Origin of the sequence: Desulfoferrobacter suflitae, assembly GCF_022603395.1 — a bacterium.
Classification (GTDB): domain Bacteria; phylum Desulfobacterota; class Syntrophobacteria; order Syntrophobacterales; family Syntrophobacteraceae; genus Desulfoferrobacter; species Desulfoferrobacter suflitae.
The window spans coordinates 173,956-189,699 of record NZ_JAIBKA010000008.1 but is presented as its reverse complement, the minus strand read 5'-3'; the positions used below and the strand labels follow the sequence as shown (position 1 = coordinate 189,699).

Below are 15,744 nucleotides of genomic sequence, written 5' to 3'. Positions count from 1 at the left end.
GACAAGGAGGAAGCAATGGACAAGAACAGGCAACGGCACATCCTGGAATGTCTGGCGGCCGCATGCATGATCGTGGCGCTCAATTTTGCTTTCGGTCATCCGGCCGGCGCCGCAGACAAAGTCGTCAAAGTGGGAAACATCATTCCCCTGTCGGGACCGTCGGCCTCGGTCGGCCAGCAGGGAAAGAACGCGCGCGATATGGCGGTTGAAGAGATCAATGCGGCGGGCGGCATCGAGTCTCTGGGAGGCGCCAAAATTGAAATGCTGTACGCCGATTCCGAATCCAAACCGGAAAAAGGCGTGGCGGAGGCGGAGCGTTTGATCAACACGGAAAAGGTCAACGTATTGACCGGTTGCTGGAATTCGGCGGTCACCTATCCGGTCACGGCGGTGGCCGAAAGATACGGCATTCCTTTCATCGTGCCCGTGTCCGTGGCCGACAAAATCACCGAACAGGGCTTCAAGAATGTTTTCCGTATCGCCGCCAAGGACAGCTGGTGGACGCGCGATCAATTTGCCTTCCTGAAAGACATGCAGGCAGAATTTGGTGGAGACGTCAAGCGACTCGCCTTCGTCTATGAAAACGGCGACTGGGGCAAGGGGTTTGCCGAGCAATGGAAAAAGCTGGCCCAGGAAGGCGGCTATGAAGTGGTTTTGGATGAGCCCTATCCCTCCACGGCTACCGACTTGAGCCCGGTGGTGCAGAAGATCCGCCGCGCCAATCCCGATGTGCTGCTGCTGGTTTCCAATGCCGCCGATGCCATCCTGTTGACCAATACTCTGGCGGAATACCAGGTGAACCTCAAGGCGATCATCGGCAGCGGCGGCGGCCACGCCGATCCGTCCTTTCTCCAGGCGACCGGCGAGAATTCCCGGTATCTGTTTGATATTGTCGAATGGGAGACCGATATCAACAAGCCCGGTGCCAAGGAAGCCAATGAGAAGTACAAGGCGAAATATGGTCAGAACCTGACCGGTGAGGCGGTTGACGCCTACCTGGCCATGTATGTGCTGAAAGACGCTCTGGAGCGGGCGGGCTCTCTCGACCCCGGCAAAATCCGCGAGGCTCTGGCGGCCACCCGGCTCGACAGCGGTCCGGGGATGATCGTCGGCTACGATTCGGTGGAGTTCGATGAATCCGGCCAGAACAAGAATGCTTCCCTGGTGATCGTGCAGGTCAACGACCTTGGCAGCGGTTTCGAGCGCATCACCGTGTGGCCCAAGGGCGCGCGCCGGGCCGGCTACACTCCGGTGTTCCCCGTGCCGCAGAAGTAACGGTCATGATCTACCTCCTTGAAGACACCATCAACGGCATCTTGATGGGCTCCATCTACGGGCTCACCGCCCTCGGTCTGACCGTGATCTTCGGTGTCCTCAAGGTGATCAATTTCGCGCACGGCTCGCTGCTCATGGTCGCCATGTACGTGACCTACTGGACGGTGCAGATGAGCGGCATCCATCCCTACCTCTCGCTGGTGGTCGTGGTCCCGGTCATGTTCGTATTCGGCTACTACCTGCAGGACATCGTGATCAAGCCGATTTTCAAGGCGGAAAAGGAAGTGCGCGAACCGATCACGGTCATCATCGTCACCACCGGCGTGTGGTACATTCTGGACAATCTGACCCTGCTGATCTTCGGTCCCCAGTACCGCAACCTGCAGGACAACGCGCTGCGCGGGAAAATGTTTGTGCTGGGCGACATGCTCATTTCCGTCCCCAAGTTCTGGGGATTTGTCACGGCACTGGTTACCGCGGGCCTGCTCTACTGGTTTCTGCAAAGGACCCGAATCGGGCGGGCCATCCGGGCCACCAGCCTGGACCGTGAGGCCTCCAGCCTGATGGGGATCAGTCCTTACAAGGTCTACAACCTGGCCTTCGGCATCGGGACGGCGACGGCCGGCGTCGCCGCCGTCACCCTGATTCCGTTTTACAACGTCTTCCCGACGGTCGGGGTGCTGTTCGATATCAAGGGGTTTATCATCGTCGTGCTGGGCGGCCTGGGCAGCATCGGCGGGGCGCTGCTCGGGGGGATCATCATTGGCTTGATCGAATCGGTCGGCCCCCAGTTCATGGCAGCCACCTGGACGGAGGCCATCGTTTACGCGTTGTTCCTCGTGTTCCTGTTTCTCAAACCGTCCGGATTGTTTGGAGTCAAGTATGACTGGTAATGATCTCGGCTGTTGCAGCTCAATTCAAATACGCGTGAATCGGTAACGCAATGACACGTCGCAGCATAAACCAATCCGCCTGCCTGCTGGTCGCGGTCCTGGCCCTTGGTCTGCCGCTGGTGATGCGCAGCGCCACCTATCTGCACATCCTCATACTCCTCTATTTCTACGCCTACCTGACCACCAGCTGGAATCTGGTGGGCGGTTTTGCCGGTGTTCTCCCCCTGGGCCACGCGGCGTTTGTCGGGATCGGCGCCTACACCTCCACCATCCTGTATCTGCAGTACGGCGTCAGTCCCTGGCTGGGGATGTTGGTCGGCGGCATCCTGGCCACCCTGGTCGGGATCCTCATCGGCCTGCCGACCTTCAAAATGCGCGGCGCCTATTTTGCTCTGGCCACCATCGCCTTTGCCGAAGGCATCCGCGTCATGATCGAAAACATCGACCGGCTCGGCCCCTTTGTCATCAATGGTCCGCGCGGCCTGCAGATTCCACCGCTGAAGCTGGGCCTGAGCAACTTCATGTTCGCCGTCAAGGAACCCTATTACTACATCATCTTGATCATGCTGGCAGCCGTCCTGCTGCTCACCTACTGCATTTCACGCTCCAAGCTCGGCTACTACCTCAATGCCGGCGGGGAAGAGCCCGAAGCGGCCATGGCCCTGGGTGTCAACGTGGCGCGGGCAAAGCTCATCGCCATGGCCATGAGCTCGTTTCTGACGGCGCTGGCGGGAACCTTTTACGCTCAATTCACCCTGTACATCCACCCCAAGAGTGTAGTTTCCCTGGATTTATCCTTCGAGATCGCCTTCATTGCCCTGATCGGCGGGCGCGGCTCCATCGCCGGGCCGGTGCTGGGAGCGCTGCTGTTGAGACCGGTCAGCGATTTTTCGCGGATTTACTTCGGCGACACGGTGCCCGGGCTGCACCTGATCATTTTCGGGGTGGTCCTGATTCTGGTCATGCTCTATCAACCGCGCGGACTGCAGGAGCCGCTGACACGTCTCTACAATAGGCTGGTGGATCGCCTGGCGGGCACCGAAGGCGGGGAGGCATCCGCATGAACATTCTTGAAATACGCGGCCTTCACAAGGATTTTGGCGGCCTGCGGGCCCTCAACGACCTGAGCCTCACCATCGAGCCGGGGCAGATCTTCGGACTGATCGGCCCCAACGGAGCCGGCAAGTCGACGGCCTTCAACTGCATTGCGGGAGTGTACGCGCCGAGCGGCGGGGAGATCTACTTCAACGGGGTCCGAATCAACGGCGAAAGGCCCTGGAACCTCTGCAAAAGGGGACTCGCCCGCACCTTTCAGATCGTCAAGCCGTTCGCCACCAAGAGCGTACTGTACAATGTCATGGTGGGTGCATTTGCCCGCACCAACAGTCGCAGCGAGGCGGAACGGAAGGCCCTCGAGGTCCTCGAGTATCTGCATTTCGAAAAGCACAGGAACAGCAGAGCCGGCAACCTCACCATCGCCGACCGCAAGCGGCTGGAAATTGCCCGCGCCCTGGCCACCGAACCGCAACTGCTGCTGCTCGATGAAGTGATGGCCGGGCTCAGACCCTCGGAAGTGGACGAGATGGTCGGCGTCATCCAACAGCTGCGCGGGCGAGGCATCACCATATTCGTCATCGAGCACATCATGCGCGCCATCATGGCCCTCTCGGACCATGTGGTGGTGCTCCATTTCGGTCAGAAGATCGCCGAGGGCGCCCCGCACCAGGTGGCTTCCGATGAGAGGGTGATCAAGGCCTATCTGGGGGATGAGTATGTCATTTCTGCAGGTTAACGGAATTGACGTCCGTTACGGTGACGTGCAGGTCATCTTCGAGCTCTCTTTGCGGGTCGAGGAGGGGGAGGTGGTGAGCATCATCGGCGGCAACGGAGCCGGCAAATCCACTCTGCTCAAGACCCTTTCCGGATTGCTGGAGCCGTCCACAGGGGAAATTCTGTTTGAAGGCCGGCCGATTCATGGTTCACCGCCGGAAGTTATCGTGGAGCGCGGCATAATTCATGTGCCGGAAGGGAGGCGGCTGTTTTCCCTCATGTCCGTCCGGGACAACCTCATTGTCGGCGCCTACAACAGCCGCGCGGACAAAGCCAGGGAGGAGACCCTCGAGGAAGTCTACCGGCTGTTTCCGCGGCTGCGGGAAAGAGAGAGCCAGATGGCCATGACGCTCTCCGGTGGAGAACAGCAGATGGTGGCCATCGCCAGGGGCCTCATGGCCAAACCGAAGCTGTTGATGCTCGACGAGCCGTCCCTTGGACTGGCGCCCATTCTCATCAAAATGATCTTCGACACGGTGCGCACCATTGCGCAGCAGGGCACTACGGTGCTGCTGGTGGAACAGGACGTGAAGCACTCGCTCGGTCTGAGCGACCGCGGCTACGTGCTGGAGCACGGACGAATCGTTCTGGAAGGCCCGGCCCGGGACCTTTTGAATGATCCGCACATCAAGACGGCCTATTTGGGGATGTAGGGGGCAAAGGGCGGGCCTTGGGGAGCACGCAATAAAGGAGAGACCGATCATGCAAGGATTTTACAATAGGATCCTCACGGTTGATGTAACGGACATGACCTGGCGCGTTGATCAGCCGGACGAAGCAACGCTGGGCGCGCATCTCGGGGGAAAGGGGCTGGCCATCCAGTTGCTGCTGGCGCACAATCCGCCGCAGGTGGAGCCGCTCAGCCCGGAAAACCATCTGATTTTCGCCAACGGACCCGTTTCGGGGAGCCCGGTCTGGGGCTGCTGCCGCCACGGGGTGTACACCAAGTCGCCGCAGACGGGCTTTTTTTCCGAGTCCTATTCCGGGGGCACGGTCGCCGAGCACATCTGCGCCAGCGGATTTGACGCCGTGATGCTGCGCGGTGCGGCCGATGGGCCGGTGTGGCTGGAAGTCAGCCCGGAGGGAGTGGCCTTTCATTCTGCCGAGGAGCTGTGGGGGCTCGATACCTTCGCCACCGAAGATCGCATCAAGGAATGGGTGCTGCGGCATCGGCCGGAAACCGGCAAATGCGGAGTGATTTGCATCGGACCGGGGGGCGAGAACCAGGTGAGCTTTGCCGTCATCGAAAACGACTACTGGCGCAGCGCCGGCCGAACCGGGGTGGGCGCGGTGATGGGCGCCAAAAAGGTCAAGGCCATCGCCTTCCACGGCAAGAGCAAAAAGCAGTTCGCCGATCCCGAACTGTTGAAGAATTTTGCCAAAACCCTCGCTCAAATCGGCAGGGACAACCCCGGGGTGAAGGCCTACAAGAGCATGGGAACCCCCATGCTGGTGGACATCATGAATGAAGCGGGCGGCTTCCCCACGCGCTACTGGAGTAAGGGCCGCTCGGAGCTGCGTGAGCAGTTCAATGCCGCCGCCCTGCACAGCCGCTGCGAGGTCGAGCCGCATGCCTGCCTGAAGTGCTTCATGGCGTGCGGACGGCTGTCCACCGTCAAGGAAGGGCGCCACAAAGGACTCAAGATCGAGGGACCCGAATACGAAACCATTTTTGCCTTCGGCGGTCTCTGCGAAATCGCCGGCATAGAAGAAATCGCCTATCTCAACGACATCTGCGATCGACTCGGAATCGACACCATCACCGCGGGCAATCTGGCCGGCTTGGCCATTGAAGCGGCGCGCCGGGGAAAGATCGAGCATCCCGTCGACTACGGCAAGGTGGATGAAGTGGCCCGGCTGCTGGAAGACATCGCCTACCGGCGCGGCATCGGGGAGGTTCTGGCGCAGGGCATCAAGCACGCGGCAAGGCAATGGGGCATGGAGGACCAGGCCATTCACGTGAAGGGGCTCGAGCCGGCCGGCTACGACCCGCGCATTCTGAAGGGCATGGGGCTGGCCTACGGAACTTCCGACCGGGGTGCGTGCCACCTGCGCGCCACCTTTTATAAACCCGAGCTGAGCGGCATGGTGGATCGCGACGGGGTGGAGGGGAAGGCCAGGGTGTTCACCGAGTGGGAGGACCGCCTCACCATTTTCGATACCCTGGTCCTGTGCCGATTCTACCGCGATCTGTACCAGTGGGAACAATTGGCGGAAATGATCAAGGGTGCTACCGGCCTTGCTTTGGACGTCGAGGCCATGCGCCGCATTGCCGCCGGCGTGAGTGACGCCGTGCGCCGCTTCAACCTGAGGGAAGGTTTGACCCGGCAGGATGATCTGCTGCCGGCGCGCTTTCACCAGGAGGCACTGCCGGAAACCGGGAAGGTGATCACGCAGGAGCAGATGGAGCAAATGCTCCGCGAGTATTACCAGGCGCGCGGCTGGAACGAGCACGGCGAGCCTCCGGCGGCTTAGGAGATTGTCCGAGGAAAGCGTCACCCGCGCAACCGAGGGTCGGGGTGAGGGGGGAGCCGCGAACAATGAAACAGCTGATGCTTAACCGGCATAACGAGGATGGAGGATCTGCAATGCACATCGATATCAACGCGGATATGGGTGAGAGCTTCGGTTTGTATCGCATGGGAAACGATGAAGCGTTCATGCAGTTTATCACCAGCGCCAACGTTGCCTGCGGTTTCCACGCGGGGGATTCTTCGGAGATGCGCAAGACCGTTGAACTGGCCAAGGAGCACGGCGTTCAGGTGGGCGCCCACCCGGGACTGCCCGATCGCCAGGGGTTCGGCCGCAGGGAAATGAACTGCAGTGTCCAGGAGATCTACGACGATGTCATGTATCAGGTGGGGGCATTGAATGCCTTTGTGCAGGCGGCGGGCCTGCGCCTGCACCACGTCAAGCCGCATGGGTCGCTGTACGGCATGGCCAACCGGCGCCCCGAAGTGGCTGAAGCCATCTGCCGGGCGATCCTCGATGTGGACAGGCAGCTCTATTTTTACACCATGCGCACCGGGGCTGTCGGTCAGGTGGCCGAGCGCATGGGCGTGCGGGTGATCTACGAGCTTTACGGGGACCTGGACTACGACGCCCGGGGCAATCTGGTCATCACCCGCCAGCATGATCCCCACAAGCCGCAGGACGTGGCGCACAAGGTGCTCAGAATGGTCGGGCGGAACAGGGTGAGGGCCACCGACGGAAGCGAAATCGACATCGAGGGATCGTCCGTCTGCCTCCATTCGGACACTCCCGGTGCCGTCGACATCCTCAAGGCGGTGCACGAGGCTCTCAGGGGAGCCGGCTACACGCTGGCGGCTCCCCCCCTCTAGCCACGGCGGGTCGGCAGTACGGTTCCGAGGCAAACAACACCATTGGCAGGGGTAGTCGGTCGTGAAATTACTCTGTATTGGAGGGTCACACACATGAAGGGAAACAAGTACGACGTCATTCTGGACACCATGCCGGAAACGCCATCCCGGCTGGAAATCCTTTTCAGGCAGGCGGGAGACGGTTTTCTGCAAGTCGAGTACGGCCGCGAACAGCGCGCCGCTCTGCAGGACTCTTTCCGCATACTGGCCGTCAACGACATCATCCGTGCACGTCAAATCAACGGATTGATCGAAACGGTGCCGGGCCTGCGCACCAACCTGTTCCATTTCGACCCGCAGGCTTTATCCAGCGCGGATTTGATCGCTCAGATCAAGGAGGCCGAAGACTCGATGCCCACCATCGACGACGTGGTGCTGGAATCCCGGGTCATTCACCTGCCGCTCGCCTTCGAGGACAGCGAAACCAAAAAAGCCGTGCAGAAGTACGTGAAAGAAGTGCGCCCCGACGCCCCCAACGTCATCAACGGCTATAACCTCGAATACATGGCCCTGTGCAACGGGGTCACGGTGGCCGAGGCCAAGAACATGATCCTCGGCACCGAGTGGTTCAACAGCGGCTGCGGCTTCTGGCCCGGCGGCGCCTTCCTGTGGCCGGTGGACCCGCGCTGCGCCCTGGTGGTTCCCAAGTACAATCCGCCCCGCACCTGGACGCCGGAGGGGGCCGCGGGCATCGGCGGTCCCTGCGTGTTCACCTACACGACGCCGACCGGAGGCGGCTACCAGCTGTTCGGCAGGACCATTCCCACCTTTCAATTCAGCTGCAAGCACCCCATCTTCAAAGAGGGCCCCTTCCTCTACCGCCCGGCCGACCGGGTCAAGTTCCACGAGGTGCAGGAACAGGAGATCTTGGACATCTTCGATCACGTGCACAACAAGACCGACTATCGATACCAGATCGAAAGCGGCCAGGTGGTCGCCAAGGACTACCTGACCTGGGTGCACAGCGAAGAAGTGCAAAACGGGGTGCGGGAGCTGAAAGCGAAGCAGGCTGAGGGTGTCCGCAAAGCACCGAGACTGTAATGGAAAGGAGCGAGGAATATGTTGAAGATCATAAACGGCGGCATCGAGGTGCTTGTGGAAGACTGGCCGGGACGTCTTGGCTATCTGGGTATGGGCATGTCTGCATCGGGGGCGTTCGACAACCTGGCCCTCGGTTTTGCCAACCTGCTGGTGGGCAACTCCCCGGGTGAAGCGGGGCTGGAAATCACGGGCGGTTTCCTCGAGGCACAATTCGCCCGGGATACGGTCATTGCCGTGACCGGCACCGACATGAAGCCCACGCTGAACGGCGAATCCCTGCCCATGTGGCAATCGGTTGCGGTCAACAGGGGCGACACCGTCAAGTTCGGTCACATCGGCGAATACGGCTTCCGCTGCTACCTGGGCGTGGCCGGCGGCATCGACGTGCCGGCTTATCTGGGCAGCAAGTCCACCTGCATATTCGGCGGGTACGGTGGGTTCGAGGGCCGCAAGCTGGCGGCCGGCGATGAGCTCAAGCTGGGTGCCCCCAGGGGTGCGCTGCAAGATCTGGCGGGGCGCAGACTCAAGGACGGCGTGCGGCCGGATTACCAGAGGCAATGGCAATTGCGCGCCATCCCGGGGCCGAACACGTCTCCCGACTACGTCACCGAGGAGGGCATGGACCTGCTCTTTTCCAAGTCATTCAAGATCAACCACAATTCGAACCGCTCCGCGTATCGGCTGGATCCGCTTCCGGAAAGCTTTTTCGCCCGGCCGGACGGGGGCGTCGGGGGCAGTCACCCGTCCAATATTCTGGACCACGCCTACGCCATTCGCGGCGCCCTCAATATCTGCGGCAACACGCCCATTTTGCTGATCGCGGACGGTCCCACCCTGGGCGGTTACATGTGCGCCCTCAATGTGATCAATGCGGATCTCTGGAAAATCGGGCAGGGGACTCCCGGCCGCGACAGCATCACGTTCCGCATGGTCGGACAGCAGGAAGCCACCGAAGCGCGCAGGGCGCAGAAAGAGTTGTTGAGCGAAGCCTCGCTCGCCTGATTTGGCAGGGGATACATCGAGATAAAGGAGTCAAACCTATGGAGAAATCGGTAAATGCAATCATGCCGGGGCTCACCGCCCGGGTGGTGGTCAATGTGGGAGACCGGGTGGAAAAGGGTCAGGAAGTTGCGGTGATCAACTGCATGAAGACGGAAATACCGGTGAACAGCGAAGAGGCGGGAGTGGTCAAGCAGGTCCTGGTGAAGGAATGGGATGAACTGCAGGTGGGCGATCCCATGGTGATTCTCGAGATCTGAGGGCGGCGTTGTTGCAGCCCCTCAACGACGGCAGTGGTGTCATGATAAAAAAGGTTCTCATCGCCAATCGAGGCGAAATAGTGGGCCGCATCATCCGCACCTGCAAGCGGCGGGGTGTGGCGAGTGTGGTGGTTTATTCCGAGGCGGACCGCGATGCGGGTTACCTGGAAGAGGCCGACGAAGCCGTTTTGATCGGCCCGGCCAACCCGCTCAAGAGTTATCTCAACATCGAAAAGCTGGTGGAAGTGGCACTGCAGACGGGCGCCGATGCCGTGCATCCCGGCTACGGGTTTTTGTCGGAGCGGGGCGCGTTTGCCGAAGCGGTGGTGCATGCCGGTCTTGTCTGGATTGGGCCTGCCCCTGAGCTGTTAAGAATCATCAGTTCCAAGTGCACCTGCCGGCAAATGGCCGACCAGGTGGGGGTGCCGGTGGTTCCGGGCACGTTGAAGCCGGTAGCGGGTGTGGGAGACGTGGTGGAATTTGGTCGGGCTCATGGCTTCCCGCTCTTTTTGAAGCTCGATAAGGGCGGGGGCGGCAAGGGCATTGCGCGGATCACCCGCGCCCGGGACATCGAAAAGATCTACCGGCAGGCGTGCAGCATAGGCAGTGCGGCGTTCGGATCGGACGCCTGCTACATCGAGCATGTGGTGCCCAGGCCGCGTCACATCGAGGTGCAGTTTGTTGCCGACCGGTTCGGCCACTGCGTCTGCCTGGGCGAGCGGGAATGCTCGATCCAGCGGCGCAACCAGAAGATCATCGAGGAGGCGCCCTCCCTCATCGTGACGCCGGCCGACCGGGAAAAGCTGTTCGACTGGACCCGCCGCCTGGTGCTGCGCATGGGCTACCACGGAGCCGGTACCATAGAAGGGCTGCGGTCGGAAGAGGGCGACTACTACTTTATGGAAATCAACGCGCGGCTGCAGGTGGAGCACCCGGTGACGGAGTTCCTGACGGGAATCGACCTGGTCGCATGCCAGCTGGACATTGCCGAGGGCAAGCCGCTGGCCTTTTCACAGCAGGATGTGAGCTTGCGCGGCCACGCCATCGAGGCCAGGGTGTACGCGGAAGATCCGGACACCTACATTCCGTCTCCGGGGACCATCCACGCCTTGTATCTGCCCGAGGACAACACGCAGCTGCGCATCGATCATGCCCTGCGCGCAAACGCGGTGGTGCCGCCCTACTACGACCCGCTGCTGGCCAAGGTGATCACCTGGGCGGACGGCCGCGACGCGGCCGTAGACAAGTTGATAGAGGCCCTCGAGGCAATTCGTATCGAAGGGGTGAAAACGACCATCCCCACCTGCCTCAAGACCCTGCGCAACACTCTTTTCAGGACGGGGGATTTCGACACTTCGTTTCTGGATAACGGGGTCACTCCGGGCGTCCATTGAGCGCAAACCAGGTCTGAGTCACAAACAATACGAACGAACCCCCGGGGTCCGGCAACGGACCCCGGTTCTGCGCCCGGCAAGGTGCCGCACCACCGCGCCGCACAATTAGACGGGCTGAGGATAAAAAACATCATTTTATAGCCGATCGGCCTTCGTCGTTCCCGCATGCTTTGCCGTGAATCCGCAAAAAACTGAAAGCCGGAAATTTGGAAAACAGTTGTTTCACGCAAACGGGTTATATCCCGGCTTGATGTAGAGCTTATCCATGTTATCCAGAATGTCCGGTCGGTACACTCGCTCCGGCCACTCCTCCGCCGCCACCTCCTCAAAGGCGACGGAAATGGAATCCTCCGTGCATCCGGCGATTTGCACAAGGTCCTCGGCTATGGCATCAGCCAGGCGTTGTTTCTGTTCTTCCGTGCGGCCCGGGTAGAGCTTAACAATCACGTGGGGCATGGCTATCCTCCTTGGCGTTGCTGGTCAGACGGTGCGGGTATTTCCCAAAACCCCACTTCTATTGGATCGGCACATCCTTGTAAAGCCATTTCAGAAAGCGTCCCAACCCCTTTGCTCATCAGGTCAAAAAGTTGATCGGCAGGCGCCCGCGATGCGCTCCCGAGTATACGCCCATTTCAACCGTAGCCGTTGTGAAAAATTTTCCTCTGCGTTCTCCGCTCGCTCTGTGAGCCGTCGTCGGGGTTTCAAGGGCCCGACCCGATCACGGGGCGACATTTTTCCCTAACACGCAAGTCGAGCACGGCGTCATGTTGTAGCCGCTGTTGCCGTAGGCGGTATTCTGATCCACCAGGCAATACGGATTCAACTGGATCCCTTGCACCGTATTGCCGTAGACGGTGTTGCCGACGATGGTGCAGCCATATGACACCCAGATGCCGACACCGTTGTGGTATGCGCTGTTGCCCGAAAGGGTACAGCCGCTGGAGGTCGAAATGCCGGTAGCGGCGTTGTCGGATACCGTGTTGCCGGTCGCCAGACAGCCGGCGCCGGTTGAGATGCCGTAGTTATTGGCGTATACCGTGTTGCCGATGACCGTTGTGCCTTTCGACACATTGATACCGGTATAGAAATGTCCCAACACGGTGCAGTCCTTCACCAGGTGCGATGAGCCAAACAGGATGATGCCATATCCGGCATACGATATTCCATTGATACCCGCGACCCTGACATTGATGACGCGGTGATTGCTGCCGCTGCCCGCCTCGCGGATGCCGTCGGGAGTGAAATTGCTGATCGTGCCGTTGCGGATCTCGACGTTGGAGCGGTGCGTCATGTAGATGCCGATGGTCTTTCCCGTGCCGGGTCCGATCAAATTGAATCCCATGAGATCGATGGTCACGTGGTTCGCATCGACTGTGATCGCATTCTCGCTGGTTGCCGTATGGGTGAGATTTTTCGTCAGGTAATATAGACCGGGCTCCCTGATGGTGCAGGGCAGCGATTCGATGGGGGTGCCCACGCCGCGCGCCACGGGGACCACGTAGAAATCACCGCGGGCCTCACCGGCAGCGGCGGTGAGGCAAAGAAAACAAAGCAGCACGACCAAGAAATTGTTGCAACGCATCTTTCGACCCTCCTTTCGAGTCCTTCCCGCGGCTGCGGGAAAAGCCCCGCAGCCTCGATCCGATGCCGACCAGAGATCAATCCTGCCGCGTCATCCCGCCTCTGTCGGCGATGCAGCGGTGCTTGTCAACGTGCAGGGAGACGAGTTCCACCCTGGTCGGGCGCAACCGATCGACCAGGGAACATGCCGTCGCCATCCACCATGCAGAGGGCTTTGCGGTCAAACCCGATGGCACCTGCAATGATCATTTCCCGGCGCCGGTCGAAAAGGACTTCACCGCGCGGAAGTGAACTCCTTCCTGCCGGTCGATGACCCGGGTGAAACCGATGTCGGTGAATCGCCGCCCCGCTTGAAATTCCCTGTGGTGATTCCAGGGGGCCGTCTCGGGCGACCTGTCCTGCAGGACCACCTGCTCGTCGGCCGCCCGTGTGCCCTTCACCTTGGGGAGGTCGGATGGGGCAAAACACGGGTGGGCAAACGTCATCAGCAATGCGGTGGTCAATAAACAAGTGACACGGCGCATGGCTTTCTCCTTGTTCAGGAGGCGATCCCCGGTTCATGGGGTCACTGCTTCCGATCCAGTATGGGGCCAGAAGAGCGGATATGTCAATGGCATGTCGTGGACGGTCGGCGATCCCCATTGGAGAGGTCAGCCGGGTTGGGTTGAATGCAATGAAACCCAACAAAAAAGCGCGTTGCGGATCGATGCGCCATCGGATCAGAATAACCGCTGTTTGCGGCATTGAGGGAGGGGTTCTCGGCAGCCGGCAACCGGCGGAACTAATCCCTTTTTCATCAGGTCAGTGTTTCCGGCTCAGATTCAGATCGAGGACGACGGGACGATAACGATGTCGTAATCCCTTCTTCATCAGGTCAGTGTTTCCGGCCTGCCCCAGACATGGGCTACTGTGGCGTGGGGCTACGCTGTCGTAATCCCTTCTTCATCAGGTCAGTGTTTCCGGCGGTTCCTGTAAGGATTAAGCGACTAAGGGAAAGCATCGAGTCGTAATCCCTTCTTCATCAGGTCAGTGTTTCCGGCACTATACTGTAGGGTATGGGAACGCATCAGGAAATTGGGTCGTAATCCCTTCTTCATCAGGTCAGTGTTTCCGGCATAAGAGTTATGAATTTGGGGGGGTGAGAAAACATTCGTCGGTCGTAATCCCTTCTTCATCAGGTCAGTGTTTCCGGCGGCTCGCCGGCTGGCTGACCGCCTGGCCGTGCTTGACGCGTCGTAATCCCTTCTTCATCAGGTCAGTGTTTCCGGCGGACCGCCACGAGACAACCCAACGGCACCCGGGTAGGTCGTAATCCCTTCTTCATCAGGTCAGTGTTTCCGGCTTGATTATCCTTGCCAAAACACTGAAAAAGCCGTGTTAAGTCGTAATCCCTTCTTCATCAGGTCAGTGTTTCCGGCGAACAACAAATCATAAACCAACACACCCAGTATCTCTGTCGTAATCCCTTCTTCATCAGGTCAGTGTTTCCGGCGCGGTGTGTGCGCGCTGACCGATTGCGCGCACTGCGTCGTAATCCCTTCTTCATCAGGTCAGTGTTTCCGGCTGACCCCGAGACGTGGAACGAGGCGGATTACCTCGAGTCGTAATCCCTTCTTCATCAGGTCAGTGTTTCCGGCCAGGGCGAGGAAGGCCAGGCCGAACCTGGCAGCGGCGGTCGTAATCCCTTCTTCATCAGGTCAGTGTTTCCGGCGCGGTGTGTGCGCGCTGACCGATTGCGCGCACTGCGTCGTAATCCCTTCTTCATCAGGTCAGTGTTTCCGGCCAGGGCGAGGAAGGCCAGGCCGAACCTGGCAGCGGCGGTCGTAATCCCTTCTTCATCAGGTCAGTGTTTCCGGCACCCGGGGCGGATTCTTGGCTATAAATCCTGGTGGGAGTCGTAATCCCTTCTTCATCAGGTCAGTGTTTCCGGCGAAAGCTGAAAGACTCTATCCGTCGGTCAAGCGAAGTGTCGTAATCCCTTCTTCATCAGGTCAGTGTTTCCGGCGTCAACGAGATCGTCAAAGTCAAAGTCAAAGACGTTTGTCGTAATCCCTTCTTCATCAGGTCAGTGTTTCCGGCACCCCGAGATGGACGACCCTGAGATGGACCCTGTTCGTCGTAATCCCTTCTTCATCAGGTCAGTGTTTCCGGCCTCATTACCAACGTCAAGACCGCAAAGGGTTTTGTCACGTCGTAATCCCTTCTTCATCAGGTCAGTGTTTCCGGCAAACCCTCTTATTTTGACGGCCCTATTGCTCACAATGTCGTAATCCCTTCTTCATCAGGTCAGTGTTTCCGGCACCAAGAACCAAGACATCACCGTTGAATTTACCGGCAAAGTCGTAATCCCTTCTTCATCAGGTCAGTGTTTCCGGCAAGGCAACCACCACAAACCACCACAAACCACAAGGGTCGTAATCCCTTCTTCATCAGGTCAGTGTTTCCGGCCCACCACAAACCACCACAAACCACAAGGAAACCCGCATGGTCGTAATCCCTTCTTCATCAGGTCAGTGTTTCCGGCACACCCTGGATATTCTCAAGGCCAACGGCCTTGTTGCGTCGTAATCCCTTCTTCATCAGGTCAGTGTTTCCGGCCGCGGACGAAAAATTGAGCCGCGAGGTATGCCGGTGGGGTCGTAATCCCTTCTTCATCAGGTCAGTGTTTCCGGCGCGCCAATTGGAGCGGGACATCTACGAGCACACGCCGTGTCGTAATCCCTTCTTCATCAGGTCAGTGTTTCCGGCCGCCACCTAAGCGTGCGCTGGGTGGCTGCGCGCGCTGGGTCGTAATCCCTTCTTCATCAGGTCAGTGTTTCCGGCACGGCGCCACAGCCCCATAGGGGGCCGGAGGCGCCTGCGTCGTAATCCCTTCTTCATCAGGTCAGTGTTTCCGGCGGCGTAGATGTGCCCATGTGGGCACATGAAACGCCGGGGTCGTAATCCCTTCTTCATCAGGTCAGTGTTTCCGGCGCGCAAACAGATTATTTGACCAGTATCGGGCGGAAGTCGGTCGTAATCCCTTCTTCATCAGGTCAGTGTTTCCGGCGGGAAAACATGATTGAGGCATTCAAGCGGCGTTTGTGTCGTA

General features: G+C 59.5%; 14 protein-coding genes and 1 CRISPR repeat array (1 of these 15 only partly in view). Of the genes, 11 read left to right on the top strand and 3 right to left on the bottom strand.

Translation table 11 applies throughout. The features are described 5' to 3' along the window. Positions 1–66 precede the first annotated feature (66 nt). The 11 genes from K1V27_RS15140 (at position 67) to K1V27_RS15090 (ending at position 11,072) form a co-directional block, all read left to right on the top strand. Positions 67–1,275, top strand: coding sequence for an ABC transporter substrate-binding protein (locus K1V27_RS15140; RefSeq protein WP_353740589.1), 1,209 nt, complete (start codon positions 67–69; stop codon positions 1,273–1,275). A gap of 5 nt (positions 1,276–1,280) precedes the next feature. Continuing rightward, positions 1,281–2,168: a branched-chain amino acid ABC transporter permease gene (locus K1V27_RS15135; protein ID WP_258930886.1), complete on the top strand. Its 888-nt coding sequence runs from the start codon at positions 1,281–1,283 to the stop codon at positions 2,166–2,168. Positions 2,169–2,218: 50 nt separating this feature from the next. After that, positions 2,219–3,232, top strand: a complete 1,014-nt coding sequence (locus K1V27_RS15130; RefSeq protein WP_258930885.1) for a branched-chain amino acid ABC transporter permease — start codon at positions 2,219–2,221, stop codon at positions 3,230–3,232. Further along, the gene (locus K1V27_RS15125; protein WP_258930884.1) at positions 3,229–3,960 is read left to right on the top strand and encodes an ABC transporter ATP-binding protein; all 732 of its coding nucleotides are present in this window, start codon (positions 3,229–3,231) and stop codon (positions 3,958–3,960) included. Before K1V27_RS15130 ends, K1V27_RS15125 begins: the two co-directional genes overlap by 4 nt. Then, positions 3,941–4,651: an ABC transporter ATP-binding protein gene (locus tag K1V27_RS15120; protein ID WP_258930883.1), complete on the top strand. Its 711-nt coding sequence runs from the start codon at positions 3,941–3,943 to the stop codon at positions 4,649–4,651. The genes K1V27_RS15125 and K1V27_RS15120 overlap by 20 nt, the downstream gene beginning before the upstream one ends. Before the next feature lie 49 nt (positions 4,652–4,700). Further along, complete coding sequence (locus K1V27_RS15115) at positions 4,701–6,473, top strand: aldehyde ferredoxin oxidoreductase family protein (RefSeq protein WP_258930882.1); 1,773 nt, start codon at positions 4,701–4,703, stop codon at positions 6,471–6,473. Between the two features lie 65 nt (positions 6,474–6,538). After that, on the top strand, positions 6,539–7,339 hold the full coding sequence (locus K1V27_RS15110) for a LamB/YcsF family protein (protein WP_258930881.1): 801 nt from the start codon (positions 6,539–6,541) through the stop codon (positions 7,337–7,339). Between the two features lie 93 nt (positions 7,340–7,432). Then, the gene (locus K1V27_RS15105; protein ID WP_258930880.1) at positions 7,433–8,419 is read left to right on the top strand and encodes an allophanate hydrolase subunit 1; all 987 of its coding nucleotides are present in this window, start codon (positions 7,433–7,435) and stop codon (positions 8,417–8,419) included. A gap of 18 nt (positions 8,420–8,437) precedes the next feature. Then, complete coding sequence (locus K1V27_RS15100) at positions 8,438–9,421, top strand: 5-oxoprolinase subunit C family protein (RefSeq protein ID WP_258930879.1); 984 nt, start codon at positions 8,438–8,440, stop codon at positions 9,419–9,421. Positions 9,422–9,459: 38 nt separating this feature from the next. Beyond that, on the top strand, positions 9,460–9,678 hold the full coding sequence (locus K1V27_RS15095) for a biotin/lipoyl-containing protein (protein WP_258930878.1): 219 nt from the start codon (positions 9,460–9,462) through the stop codon (positions 9,676–9,678). A gap of 41 nt (positions 9,679–9,719) precedes the next feature. Next, positions 9,720–11,072, top strand: a complete 1,353-nt coding sequence (locus K1V27_RS15090; protein ID WP_258930877.1) for an acetyl-CoA carboxylase biotin carboxylase subunit — start codon at positions 9,720–9,722, stop codon at positions 11,070–11,072. 222 nt (positions 11,073–11,294) lie between these two features. Here the strand turns inward: K1V27_RS15090 and K1V27_RS15085 are convergent, their stop codons facing one another. The 3 genes from K1V27_RS15085 to K1V27_RS15075 form a co-directional block, all read right to left on the bottom strand. Further along, positions 11,295–11,528 (bottom strand): tautomerase family protein, encoded by a 234-nt coding sequence (locus K1V27_RS15085; protein WP_258930876.1) that lies wholly within the window; start codon positions 11,526–11,528, stop codon positions 11,295–11,297. Between the two features lie 262 nt (positions 11,529–11,790). Beyond that, on the bottom strand, positions 11,791–12,654 hold the full coding sequence (locus K1V27_RS15080; RefSeq protein WP_258930875.1) for a right-handed parallel beta-helix repeat-containing protein: 864 nt from the start codon (positions 12,652–12,654) through the stop codon (positions 11,791–11,793). A gap of 244 nt (positions 12,655–12,898) precedes the next feature. After that, positions 12,899–13,177, bottom strand: coding sequence for a hypothetical protein (locus K1V27_RS15075; protein ID WP_258930874.1), 279 nt, complete (start codon positions 13,175–13,177; stop codon positions 12,899–12,901). Between the two features lie 254 nt (positions 13,178–13,431). Continuing rightward, positions 13,432–15,744: a CRISPR direct-repeat array (repeat unit 37 nt; unit sequence GTCGTAATCCCTTCTTCATCAGGTCAGTGTTTCCGGC) (it continues 3,845 nt past the right edge of the window).